Origin of the sequence: Aeromonas sp. R4-2 (genome assembly GCF_040908295.1) — a bacterium.
GTDB lineage: Bacteria > Pseudomonadota > Gammaproteobacteria > Enterobacterales > Aeromonadaceae > Aeromonas > Aeromonas veronii.
In genome coordinates this window covers 648,333-661,408 of the sequence record NZ_JBFODL010000014.1, presented here as the reverse complement: position 1 = coordinate 661,408, position 13,076 = coordinate 648,333, and the positions used below count along the sequence as shown (strand labels likewise).

Below are 13,076 nucleotides of genomic sequence, written 5' to 3'. Positions count from 1 at the left end.
TTTTTTGTGCCGCCGCGGCCTTGCTACCTATATGGGGTCGCCAGACGCAGCTTCAAGCCCCAACCCTAAAAAACCACACCCTTTGTCATGGTTGCGCGGTCACGTTGAGCCGTAAAACCGGGCAAGATGAACAGGTGCTGCACTGCGAAACAAAAAGCCCGCCACAGGGCGGGCTCGGGCCCCCACAGCCAATCAGTCGACCGCTTTGGCGATCATCACCATGGCAGGACGGATCACCCGACCGTTGAGGTCATAGCCCTTCTGCATCACTGCAATGACGGTGTTCGGGGCCACATCGGCACTCGGCACCATGCTCATCGCCTGATGGGCATTGGGGTCAAACGGCTGGTTGATCGGGTCGAGCGCCACCAGACCAAACTTGGCCACGCCGCTCTGCATGGATTTCAGGGTCAGCTCGACACCTTCGATCATCGGCTTAAGGGCTTCGTTCTCCTTGTCGGCCAGTTCGATGGCACGCTCAAGGTTGTCCAGCACCGGCAGCAGTTCATTGGCGAACTTCTCCAGAGCGAATTTGTGCGCCTTCTCCACATCCAGCTCGGTACGACGGCGCAGGTTCTCCATCTCGGCGGCGGTACGCAGGGCGCGTTCACGCTCTTCCGCCGCTTTTTGGATGGCGGTTTCCAGCTGCGCTTCCAGTTCGGCAATGCGGGCCTGCTCGGCTGTCACTTCACTGTCTACATCGGTCGGCTCGACTGGCTGGGCTTCCACTTGCTCCATCGCTTCAACCTTTTGCTCTTCGTGGTTCATGACATCTCCAATTCCGGGGTTACTTATGAGGGCCCTGACGTCTGGTTGAGCGACCGGACGACAACAGACCGACTATGTTGGCGCTATTATGGGGATGCATCCTCGGCTTTCAAGGGGTAAAGGGCAATCAGGGTTGCTGAATAGCCGCAACCGGCGGTTTATCCGGGTTACCGCTCACCGTTTAACCAGTAACCTCAAGGGGATAGCCACCCCCGTCACACGGGAGAGCGTCACAAGCGGAGCAAAGCACTGTATACTGGCCCGCAATACCCATCCCAGATCTGACTGACTATGGATTCTCCGTTCAAAACCATCGCCCTGATTGGCAAACCCCACCATGAGGGGGCCAACCAGACGCTGACCGGCCTGCATCAATACCTGACCGCCCGCGGCTTTCGGGTACTGGTGGAGAGCCGGGTCGCCCAGACCCTGAGCATCCTCGATGAAAACGTGATGGATCTGGTGCAACTGGGCCAGCAGGCCGATCTCGCCATCGTGGTCGGCGGTGACGGCAACATGCTGGGGGCGGCGCGGGTACTGTCACGCTTCGATGTGGCGGTGATCGGGGTAAACCGGGGCAACCTCGGCTTTCTGACCGATCTCTCGCCACAAGATTACCTGCTGCCGCTGGAGCAGGTGCTCTCCGGCCACTACAAGAGCGAACACCGCTTCCTGCTGGAAGCCTCGGTCTATCGCCACGGCGAGCGCAAGTCGAGCAATCTGGCGGTCAACGAGGCGGTACTGCACCCGGGCAAGATCGCCCACATGATCGAGTTCGAGGTCTATATCGATGGCAGCTTTATGTATAGCCAGCGTTCGGACGGCATCATAGTCGCCACCCCGACCGGATCCACCGCCTACTCACTGTCGGCAGGTGGCGCCATCCTCACCCCCAAGCTCAACGCCATCACACTGGTGCCCATGTTCCCGCATACCCTCAGCAGTCGCCCCATCGTGCTCGATGCCGACAGCGAAGTACGGCTGCTGGTCTCGCCGGATAATCAGGACGATGCCATGCAGGTCAGCTGTGACGGTCAGGTAACCCTGGCGGTCCACCCGGGGGACGAGATCCTGATCAAGAAGAGTCACCACCAGCTTCATCTGGTGCATCCCCTCGACTACAGCTACTTCCACGTGCTGCGCAACAAGCTCGGCTGGGGCAGCAAGCTGTTTTAATCGGCGCTGACCGATAACGGCATTGCCAGAGAGGGCGCCTGAATTGGCGCCCTTCTCTTTTCTGTCGTGGCAACGTCCCCTGCACTCTCATATCCGTACCGCGTCCCAATAGTCAGTACCGCATTCTCATAGCCATGGCGCACTGGCGCGGCTTTCCTGTGTTAAAAATGGCGGCGCCCTCTTTACTGTATATAAGACCAGTATATACTGGATGCATACACAGTAATGTTGACCTATACAGGATGAGACCATGCTGACCCAGCTGACCGTCAACAACTTCGCCATCGTCAAGTTTCTAGAACTCGATCTGCAACCGGGGATGACCTGCATCACAGGTGAGACCGGTGCCGGTAAATCCATCGCCATCGACGCTCTCGGTCTCTGCCTCGGAGAGCGGGCCGAAGCCAGCATGGTGCGACCCGATAGCGACAAAAGCGAGGTCAGCGCCCGCTTCCTGCTGGACAACAACCCGGCCGCCCGCGCCTGGCTCGCCACCAACGAACTGGAAAACGAAGGTGAGTGTATCGTGCGGCGAGTCATCTCCGCCGAGGGCCGCTCACGCAGCTATATCAACGGCGTGCCCGTCCCCCTCACCCAGCTCAAGAATCTGGGTCAGCTGCTGGTCAACGTACACGGTCAGCATGCCCACCAGATGCTGCTCAAACCCGACTACCAGCTCGCCCTGCTCGACGGCTACGCCGGCCACCATCTGCTGCTCGATGAGGTGCGCCAGCACTATCAGCAGTGGCGTCAACTACAAAACGAGCTGAACCGGCTCAAGGCCGAGCAGCAGCAGCGGGAAGCCCGCCGCCAGCTGATCGAGTATCAGGTGCAAGAGCTGGACGAATTTGCCCTGCAACCGGGCGAGTTTGAAGAAATCGAGGAGGAGCACCAGCGGCTGGCCAACGGCACCGAATTGATGCAGGAGTGCGGGGCTTGCCTCGATCTGCTCTATGACAACGAAGAGACCACTATTGCCGGTCTGCTGCAGACCGCCGTTGATCGGGCCGAAGGGCTGGTCAGCATGGACAGCCGCCTCACACCGGTGCTGGAGATGCTCAACGAAGCGCTGATCGGGGTGCAGGAGAGCCACAGCGAACTGCGTAGCTACCTCGATCGGCTGGAGCTGGATCCCGAACGTTTCAACGAGCTGGAAGCCCGCCTCTCCAAGGCGATCAATCTGGCCCGCAAGCACCATGTCAAACCGGCAGATCTGGCTCAGTACCATCAGGAGTTGGCCTCTGATCTCGCCCGCCTCAACTCCGATGAGGAGCGGTTAGAGGGGATGGAAGATGAGCTGGCCGAGGCCCGTCAGGCGTTTGTCCAGGCCGCCGAAGCCCTGAGTCAGAGCCGTCAGCGTTATGCCGAGGAGCTGGGCGCCAAGGTAACCAGCAGCATGCACGAACTGGCGATGCCCGATGGCCGCTTTGCCATCGAGGTGCGTCCCGATGCCCAGAGCAGCCTCTCTCCGCTGGGTATAGATCGGGTGGAATTTATGGTCACCACCAACCCAGGGCAGCCCATCCAGCCGCTTGGCAAGGTGGCTTCGGGCGGTGAGCTGTCGCGTATCAGCCTCGCCATCGTGGTGATCAGCGCTCGCAAGGTCTCCACTCCAACCCTGATTTTCGATGAGGTGGATGTGGGGATCAGCGGCCCGACGGCCGCCGTGGTAGGTCGCCTGCTACGCCAGCTCGGGGAGTCCACTCAGGTGATGGTGGTCACTCACTTGCCTCAGGTGGCAGGCAACGGCCACCAGCATATGGTGGTGAGCAAGCATACCGATGGCAAAACCACCGAAACCCGGATGGACGCGCTCGATCATAATGCCCGTCTCAACGAGCTGGCACGGCTGCTCGGTGGCGACCAGATCACCGACAACACCCTGGCCAATGCCCGCGAGCTGCTGCGTCGATGAATCAGGTGATAAAGCCGATTTGCAGCGATGGCGACTGATAGCGCTGACAGAACATGCTGACTGCGCAGGCACAGGCGAGTGCCATAGCCTGCACAGTCAGCAATAGCCAATAGCCAACTGTGAGCACCGAACTCGCGTCAGGATTACCGACCCAGATCAATAAAATGGCGAGTTAGGCGAAGCTGGCAGCAACATGGGCGTGGATCCGGTTGCCTTCATGTAACGGATTTCGCATAGTGTTGCCCCCCTTTATGGGTATCCAATTGTGAGGCTTTGTCTATGATCCACGTTTTTGGTCACAAGAATCCTGATAGCGACAGTATCTGCAGTGCGCTGGTTATCACCGACTGGCTCAATGGCCAGGGCCGTCAGGCCACCCCATGGCGTCTGGGTGACCTGCGCACCGAAACCCGTTTTATTCTGGAGCAGGCTGACGTCAGCGAACCCGAGTTGCTGACCAAAGATCTGACCGGTGAAGATGTCTGGCTGGTGGATTTCAGTGATCTGGAACAGGGCCCTGCCACACTGGCACAAGCCAATGTACTGGGTCTGGTGGATCACCACCGTCTCGGCACTCTGGTCACTCAGTCCCCGCTGGATGCCTGGATCCGGGCCGTCGGCTGTACCTGCACCATCGCCTTCGATCTGCTGAGCCAGCAAGGTACCGTGACCCGCAGCCAGGCTCGCCTGATGCTGGGTGCCATCATGAGCGACACCCTCTGTCTCACCTCACCGACCACCACCGAGCAGGACAAGATCGCTTGTGAGCGTCTGGCACCGCTGGCCGAAGTATCGCTGGCCGAGTTCGGTCAACAGCTGCTGATGGCCAAAACCGACCTGAGCGGCCTCACTCCTGCGCAGTTGCTGCAGCAGGATGAGAAGGCATTCCAGGCCGAAGGTCTGAACTTCATCATGAGCCAGATCGAAGTGGGCAGCGAGCAGCAGCTGGCCGAGCACCTGCCAGCCCTGCAGCAGGAGATGGCCCAGCGCGTGGCGAGCGAAGGGCTCGACTTCTTCGTGCTGATGGTGACTGACCTGACTGCGGCTGCGAGCCGTATCTACTTTACCGAGCACGCCAAAGTACCGGCCGAGTCCAGCTACCACCCGGGCTTTGTCAGCCGCAAGAAGCAGGGTCTGCCCTGGGTGATGGATCTGCTGGCCAAGGCCTGATCCTCCCTCGCCATTACCTATTCCAAAGCCCTGCCTGTGCGCAGGGCTTTTTCATCGCCACCGCCAGCCGTACTCCCCATCCTCTTGCTGACCATCTTGCTCACCACTGCGGTCTCTCGCTTACTCCTTTCTCGGCTTATTGACAGTTAACGCCATAACTTTGCTTACATATTTGCGGCTGTTATTTATCAGGGCTTTGCTGCAGGATAATCGCCGCGCACAACCTTTTCCGTTTCCATTCAGGTGATCGATGAACATAACCCCCAAGCAGAGAACCCTGGCCATCACCATTCTGATCGCCGTGGTGCTCCTCGGCTGGCTGCTCTGGCCCAGTCAACCACCCAAGGCGATGCTGACCGCTCAGGTGACCCGCGAGGATATTGCCCAGACCGTGCTGGCCAGTGGTGTGCTGCAGGCAGTGGAGCAGGTGGATGTGGGGGCCCAGGTCTCCGGTCAGGTTACCAAGCTGGCCGTCGAGGCCGGTGATCAGGTCAAGCAGGGAGACCTGCTGGCCGAGATCGATCCCCTGATTGCCCAGAACAACCTCAAGACGGCCGAGGCGGAACTTGCCAGCAACCGCGCCCAGCTCAAGATCAAGCAGGCACAACTCAAACAGAACGAGCTCGCCTGGCGGCGCCAGCAGCAGATGTTCAAGCAGGAGGCGAGCTCACGGGCCGATCTGGAGAGTGCCGAGGCACTGCTGGCGGTCACCCGCGCCGAACTGCAAAGCAGCCAGGCCAATATCGACAACGCCCTGATCAAGGTTGATCGGGCCAAGACCGAGCTGGGCTACACCAAGATCCTGGCACCGATGGATGGCACCGTCATCAGCATTGTGACCCGTCAGGGCCAGACCTTGGCTGCCAGCCAGACGGTACCGACCGTGCTCAAGCTGGCCAACCTCGAGACCATGACGGTCAAGGCGCAGATCTCCGAAGCCGATGTCACCAAGGTCAAAGCCGGCATGCCGGTCTATTTCACCTTGATCGGCGATCCGGATACCCGCTATCAGGGTACCCTTCGCGCCGTGGAGTTAGCGCCTACCAACATCAACGATCAGGCCACCACAGGTACCACCACCAGCAATGCGGCCGTTTACTACTACGCCCTGTTCGATGTACCCAATCCCGACCATACCCTGCGGGTCGCAATGACCACCCAGGTGACCATCGTGCTCGGCGAGCGCAAGCAGGTGCTCACTGTGCCACAAACCGCCCTCGGCAAGTCGCTGGGTGACAACGAGTATGAAGTCACCGTGATCAAGGACGATGAGACAACCGAAACCCGTCATATCAAGACCGGTATGAAGGACGAGATCCGCATTGAGGTGATCAGCGGGCTGAGTGAGAAGGAGGAGGTGCAGCTCAATCACGGAGCCCCCGCCGACAATGATGAGATGGCGGTGATGCTATGAGTGAGCCCCTGAACCAGCTGCCGTTGATCCAGCTGAAAGGGGTCGAGCGACGCTACCAGAGCGGCGACAGCGAAGTCACCGTGCTCCACCCTCTTGACCTAACCATCACGGCAGGAGAGATGATCGCCATTGTCGGCGCATCCGGCTCCGGCAAATCGACCCTGATGAACCTGCTGGGTTGCCTGGATAGCCCTAGCAGCGGTCAGTATCTGTTTCGCGGTCAGGACACCGCCACCATGGATGCGTTGGCGCTGGCCCGGCTGCGCTGCCACCACTTCGGTTTTATCTTTCAGCGCTACCACCTGCTGCCCCATCTCGATGCCGCCGCCAACGTGGAGATCCCCGCCGTCTATGCCGGCACCAGTCGCCCGGATCGCCAGGCGCGCGCACGTCAGCTGCTGGGCAGACTGGGGCTGGCCGATCGCAGTCACCATACCCCGGGCCAGCTCTCCGGCGGTCAGCAGCAGCGGGTCAGTATCGCCCGGGCGCTGGCCAATGGCGGCGAAGTGATCCTCGCCGATGAACCGACCGGCGCACTGGATAGCCAGAGCGGCAAGGAGGTGATGGCGATCCTCAAGGAGCTGCACGCTCAGGGCCACACCATCATTCTGGTCACCCACGATATGAACGTGGCCTGCCATGCCGACCGGATCATCACTCTCAAGGATGGTCGGATTGAACAAGATAGCGGCCCCTGCCCAACGGCCGTGTTGGCTCCAGCCACCGCTGTAGCCCCTCAAAAAATAGCGCCCACTAAAGGCGCCATGGGTCACGACTGGGATCGTTATCGGGAAGCGGGACGGATGGCGATACATGCCATGCTCGCCCACCGAATGCGCACCTTCCTCACCATGCTCGGCATCATCATCGGCATCGCCGCCGTGGTGAGCGTGGTCGCCCTTGGCCAGGGGGCGCGCGCCAAGGTGATCGACCAGATCAATGCGATGGGCACCAACACCATCGAAATCTTCCCGGGCAAAGGATGGGGTGATGAGAAGATGGCCAGCATCCAGACCCTCAACAAGGGGGATCTCGATGCCTTGCTGGGGCAACCCTATCTCGCGGGCGCCAGCCCCGAGATCGGCAGCTCCGGCCAGTTGCGCTATCGCAACAAGACCAACAGCGGCAACGTGACCGGAGTCGGTAACGACTATTTCAAGGTGAAGGGGATGACGTTGGTCAGTGGTCGCTTACTGGAGTGGCAAGATATCCAGCAGCGTGCCGCCGTCGCCGTGGTAGACAAGAAGAGCATCACCAGCCTGCTTGGCAAGGATGATCCGGTCGGCAAGGTAGTGCTGGTCGGCACCCTGCCGGTGCGGATTGTCGGAGTGGTCTCGCAGGAGACCGGCTTTGGCCCCACCAGCCAGTCGGTCAATATCTGGCTGCCCTACAGCGCGGTGATGAGTCGCCTCATCTCGCAGCACCACTTCAGCCAGATCACCATCCGGGTCAAGGACGGGGTACAACCGGCACTGGCCGAGCAGGCGGTGATCGAGCTGATCACCAAGCGCCACGGGGTGAAGGATTTCTTCACCTTCAGCAGCGACAGCATCATCAAGTCGGTGGAGAAAACCACCGCCACCATGACTCTGATGGTCTCGGCCATCGCGGTGATCTCGCTGATCGTCGGCGGGGTGGGCGTGATGAACATCATGCTGGTGTCAGTGGTGGAGCGTACCCGCGAGATCGGCATTCGCATGGCCGTGGGCGCCCGCCAGTCAGACATCCTGCAGCAATTCCTGATTGAAGCCGTGATGGTCAGCCTGCTGGGGGGGCTCTTCGGCGTCGGCCTCTCTCTGGGTATCGGCGCGCTCTTTTCACTGCTGGTGGACTCCATCAAGATGCAGTTTTCGCTCTTCTCCATCCTGATGGCCTTTGGCTGCTCGTCACTCATCGGGATCCTGTTTGGTTACCTGCCGGCACGCAATGCGGCGCGGCTCGACCCTGTTGTCGCACTGGCGAGGGAATAACAATGCACAAACTCTCCTGGCTGACTCTCTGTATGGCCCTCAGCGGCTGTAGTCAGCACAGCACCTATCAAAGACCCGAGTTGGCGCTCGCCCCTTCATGGCAACAGGCAGACGGCGCCCGACTGGTTGCGCAAGCTGGCCCCTGGTGGCGGGAATTTCATGATCCCCGGCTCGACAAACTGGTCGAATCGGTACTGGCCGCTAACCCGGACATGCGTGTGGCGGCCCTCAAGCTTAAAAGTGCCCGACTGGGCGCCGAGCAGGCCGATACCAACCTCACCCCTTCGGTCAATGGCTCTATCGGAGCCAGTGGTAACAAGGATCTGAAAACCGGCAAAGGCACCAACAGCCTGGGTCCCTCGCTGGGCCTCAGTTACGAAGTGGATTTGTGGGGCAAGCTCGCCTCGGTGCGGGATCAGGCAAGCTGGGAGGCGGCGGCAAGCGAGCAGGATCTCGCCAGCACCCGACTGCTGCTGATCGGCAATACCCTGGAGCAGTATTGGCAGCTCGGCTATCTCGGCTCCGCCATAACCCTCGGTGAGCAACAGCTGGCCAACTTGGCGCGAACCGAGCAGCTGACCCAGACCAAATACCAGGCTGGCGCCATCACCCGGCTCGATCTGGCGCAGGCACGCCAACAGCTGGCAGGCAAACAGGCCGATCTGGCCTCCCTCAAGGCGCAGCAGGAGCAGGCCCGCAATGCCCTGCGTCTGCTGCTGGGCCGCAGCAGCGGGCCGCTGGAGTATGCACCCGCTTCCCTTGCAAGCCAGACAATTCCTGAACTTGCGGTGGGTATCCCGGCCGATGTGCTGGCCCGCCGCCCCGACGTCAAAGCGGCCGAATTACGGCTGCGCAAGACGCTGGCTAAAGGGGATGAGATCCGCACCAGCTTCTACCCCAGCCTGACCCTGACCGGCAGTGCCAGCACCGCATCCGATAGACTGGCGCAGGTGCTGCAAAACCCGGTTGGTACGCTAGGAGCCAGCCTCGCCCTCCCCTTCCTCGAATACAACCGCACCCAGCTTGCCATTGAAAGCTCCGAGCTGGATTACCAGATCGCTGAAACCGAGTTTCGCAAACAGCTCTACACCGCACTGGTGGAGGTGGAAGACAATCTGGCCGCCCGCCACTATGGCCAGCAGCGACTCGATTATCTGCAGGAACAGCTGAGTTATGCCCAGGAGGCCGAGCGGCTGGCCAAGGCTCGCTTCCAGGCAGGAGCAACCGGCGTGCAGGCCTGGCTTGATGAGCAAAACCGGCTGTGGGATGCCCAGCAGAGCCTGCTGACCCAGCAAAAAGAGCAGCTCACCACCACCGCCAAAATCTATCGCGCCCTGGGTGGCAGCGATAGTGTGACGCCCCGATAGCGCTTCACCTGGCTATTCCCCACTCTGCCTACAGAGTGGGGAATATCATCGCCATAGACCATACAGAATTTCCTCTCCCACACTGCAGCCGAACTTCATTACCCATTATCACGGGCAGTCATGGCAGCGCAGCCAATTACATGCATCGGCGACCCTGAATATCCCGGCCATACTTTGCGACTCTCTCTATCCCTCACGCCCCCTGATCGGAGATAACGGTTACCGGATATTCCATCAGCAGAGAGCTCGGCTCTTGCCAAGCGGCGCCCCGTGAATCATGAGAGACATATCCGAAGCGCATATCTGCACGACGCACACAAATAGCGATATCACGCAGTTAATCCTGCACGACAAAATTAATCGCAAACAGCGAGGGATATTGAGCAAAGTAACAGTGAAGTGAAACGACGGTAAAAAGGATACAAGCGAGGATGTAGATAACAGTGGGGCGAAGGGGCAGATTGGATAACCACGAGTAAAACGGCAAAAATAATGCCGCTCAAAGGCGGCATTATTCAATCTCTGAACCTGACGAATTAGATCAGGAAATCGTTCAGGTCTTTACCCAGTGCTACTTGAGCAGCAATGGCTTTCGGCATGCGGCCTTGACCGGTCCAGGTTTTTTCCTGACCATCTTCTTCGTACTTGTATTTAGCAGGACGCGGAGCACGCTTGTTCTTGGCAGCGCCAGTCGCAGCAGCCGGAGCTGCGGCAGTCGCCAGCAGCTCACGAGGATCAATACCAGCCTGCTGCAGCATTTCGGTGAATTCATTCAGCTTGCGCTGACGCTCTTCCTGTTCAGCACGCTCCTGTTCAACAGAATCGGCGCGCTCTTGGTAAACCAGGTCAAACTTCTCTTTAGCTTCCAGCAGTTGCTCAAACGGCAGCTCACGAATAGCCGCACGCAGACTGCGAATGTTCAGCAGAACTTTCAGAAACTCGTTCATTATTTCCTCACAAAAAAGTCGGTTACAGGGATACCGTTTCAGAATAGCATGGACAATTCATAACTACATGCAATTTTTACTATCAGGGCATACTTGGAAAGAATATGAAAATAAACTTGCCAACATACTCACGCTTTCACCCATTAAACCTATCTCGCCTAGACATCTCTTTTGATATCACCACCAAATCGAACATACACATCTGAAACTATTAATATGAGGTTCAAGGTAATTGCCATCAACATTTTTCAGAAAATGCAACTAGTGCGTCAAACGATTCCTGAGCAATACCTGCATAAAAAATAGAACGATGCCTGCTCGCAGCATGAGCAGATTAAGACCGTGCGTCATATCACCCAATCGATCGCACCAGGGATTAAAATCATTTAAAAACAACAAGTTAAAAGCAGCCCAATGAACATAAAAAAGGCGCGCGACTAAAGATGCATTCCCGCTCTAACTTACCTCTTGCACGGAAACCACAGGTTCATTCCTACAGCTATAACGGGATAGAGACAAGCCGCTATGATTGCCTCATATCCCATTTTCCACGCCTTAGTTGGCTGCTCCAGTAGGTAACGTATCCACACCACTGACCATTGGTTTAGAGGTTGCCTCAATCAGCAATGGTTCTTTTGGATACCAACGGAGCGCTTCTGCTCTTAAATTACGAGCCTCGTCAGGGCGCCCCAACGCATTCAATGCAACAACCATATTCGCGTAGATATTGGCTCTGGGTGTATGGCGTACAAAATCTTGCCCCCATGCCAGGTAAGCTTCCAGTTCGGTCTTATTCTGAGTCTGTAAACCCACCATCAATCGTACCGCATTTACATCAAACTCAACCCGCGTCAACCAAGCCATTGGATTAATAATATCCAGCAACAATGATGGCTCCTTATACCCACCCCGTTCATATTTGGTGATGACCCAGGCCGTATGAAGCGCAGTCAACATGAATGGTACGATAAACAAGGGGATGGAAACCGCCAGAAAGCGTAACAACAACTTATGGGGGTAACGGTATACGGCTATCCCTCTGGCCGCGTCTGCCCCACAGGTTTCATCGATATACCAGACCAACATCAATAAAAAAATCCAGTGAGCAATGGAGTGATAGAGGGGATATTCGACCTGGGTATGAAGTGTAATGGGTACGACTAATGCCAATAAGGCCAATCCATGCGACCAGGATTGACCCACTACACGCCATATCACAGCGGCGCCCATCACCAAGAGCCCGATGACTGGCAAGATACCCCCTTCAACAGCCCAATAGAGCAACTCATTATGAGGATGATCAAGGTTGTACTCAATCTGTGGCATTGCCGGATTCAATAACTTGTCTGCCATATAGTTATGCAGGAATACAGATTCGAAAGAACCATATCCCCATCCGGTAAAAGGATGTTGTGACAGCAGGTGCAATGCATACGACCAATAAATCGTACGATATCCCCCCGACTGATAGACAGAAAGACCCCGCTTGACCCCTTCCACACCATACAGAGATGCGAGTCCGAACAGCACGCCCAATAAGACACATGAAAGAGTCACCTTCAAAGCGTGGTTTCTCTTCAACCAGGGAAGCATCATCAGCAAAGCCAATATTCCACCCAATTGCCCAACTCTAGATTGAAGAACAATCAGCAAAACCACTGAACCAACGATCACATAACCCTGAAGTGCCTTCAGCCATCGATGTTGGTTGAGGGTATTTAGCCAAGCAGCCAGAGACAAACCGGTGGCCATAAAACTGGCCATCACGTTGGGTTGCTGAAAAATGCCATAGGGACGATTTGCTTTGGTGTCATAGCCAAGCCAATTGCCCGGTGTTAGCAGGTAATACTGCACCAGACCCAAGGTCATTTCGATAGCTATCGCGACCAGCATAAGCGTCAATAACTGTTGACGCGCCTTCGGTGCAAGACGGAACTGATAGAGCGAGAAGAGAAATAATCCGCCGCCGACAAGACCACCGAGGCGAGGAAGTGCGTAATCACGCAAGGTGGCGTCAGACCACGCCATGGGTAGCAGCATCAATACAATCGCGCCCCCCCAAACTTGCAAGAGCCTGCTGGACACCAATTCGCCTTTCGACGTTATATGCCACAACCCCAGACAGATCATCAAAGAAGCAAATATCCATCCCCATGCGTTAAAAGGAAGATAGAGACCTGCCCCACCCGGGTTATGCATGAAAAAATGCATTCCAAGTCCCAGCCAAAGTATGCTTATCCCCCAAAAGAGAAAAAACACTCGCTTTTCCCGATGGGCTGATAGCACTGATGACCCGGTGGACGGAAATGTAGGCATAAAAAAAGCGCTCTGAAAAAATGGTGTTTCATA

At 57.3% G+C, this 13,076-nt stretch carries 9 protein-coding genes; 6 read left to right on the top strand and 3 right to left on the bottom strand.

All coding sequences use genetic code 11. The features are described from left to right. Positions 1-192: 192 nt before the first annotated feature. The gene (grpE, locus tag AB5Y99_RS13505; RefSeq protein ID WP_005338036.1) at positions 193-768 is read right to left on the bottom strand and encodes a nucleotide exchange factor GrpE; all 576 of its coding nucleotides are present in this window, start codon (positions 766-768) and stop codon (positions 193-195) included. A gap of 291 nt (positions 769-1,059) precedes the next feature. Here grpE and nadK point away from each other — a divergent pair, with 291 nt between their 5' ends. The 6 genes from nadK to AB5Y99_RS13475 all read left to right on the top strand — a co-directional run bounded on the left by nadK (position 1,060) and on the right by AB5Y99_RS13475 (position 9,780). After that, positions 1,060-1,944 carry an NAD(+) kinase gene (gene nadK / locus AB5Y99_RS13500; protein ID WP_005338038.1) on the top strand — a complete coding sequence of 295 codons (885 nt, stop codon included), beginning with the start codon at positions 1,060-1,062 and terminating at the stop codon, positions 1,942-1,944. A 250-nt stretch (positions 1,945-2,194) separates the two neighbouring features. Continuing rightward, positions 2,195-3,859 (top strand): DNA repair protein RecN, encoded by a 1,665-nt coding sequence (gene recN / locus AB5Y99_RS13495; RefSeq protein WP_323891085.1) that lies wholly within the window; start codon positions 2,195-2,197, stop codon positions 3,857-3,859. 279 nt (positions 3,860-4,138) lie between these two features. After that, the gene (locus tag AB5Y99_RS13490) at positions 4,139-5,029 is read left to right on the top strand and encodes a manganese-dependent inorganic pyrophosphatase (RefSeq protein ID WP_368209903.1); all 891 of its coding nucleotides are present in this window, start codon (positions 4,139-4,141) and stop codon (positions 5,027-5,029) included. Between the two features lie 250 nt (positions 5,030-5,279). Continuing rightward, positions 5,280-6,443, top strand: coding sequence for a macrolide transporter subunit MacA (macA, locus tag AB5Y99_RS13485; RefSeq protein ID WP_368209901.1), 1,164 nt, complete (start codon positions 5,280-5,282; stop codon positions 6,441-6,443). After that, a complete protein-coding gene (locus tag AB5Y99_RS13480) occupies positions 6,440-8,413 on the top strand; it encodes a MacB family efflux pump subunit (RefSeq protein WP_368209900.1) in 1,974 nt (657 codons plus the stop codon). Before macA ends, AB5Y99_RS13480 begins: the two co-directional genes overlap by 4 nt. Before the next feature lie 2 nt (positions 8,414-8,415). Continuing rightward, on the top strand, positions 8,416-9,780 hold the full coding sequence (locus tag AB5Y99_RS13475; RefSeq protein ID WP_368209899.1) for an efflux transporter outer membrane subunit: 1,365 nt from the start codon (positions 8,416-8,418) through the stop codon (positions 9,778-9,780). Between the two features lie 536 nt (positions 9,781-10,316). Here the strand turns inward: AB5Y99_RS13475 and AB5Y99_RS13470 are convergent. Then, the gene (locus tag AB5Y99_RS13470) at positions 10,317-10,727 is read right to left on the bottom strand and encodes an H-NS family nucleoid-associated regulatory protein (RefSeq protein WP_368209898.1); all 411 of its coding nucleotides are present in this window, start codon (positions 10,725-10,727) and stop codon (positions 10,317-10,319) included. A gap of 555 nt (positions 10,728-11,282) precedes the next feature. After that, positions 11,283-12,926, bottom strand: a complete 1,644-nt coding sequence (locus tag AB5Y99_RS13465) for a Wzy polymerase domain-containing protein (protein ID WP_368209956.1) — start codon at positions 12,924-12,926, stop codon at positions 11,283-11,285. Positions 12,927-13,076: the final 150 nt, after the last annotated feature.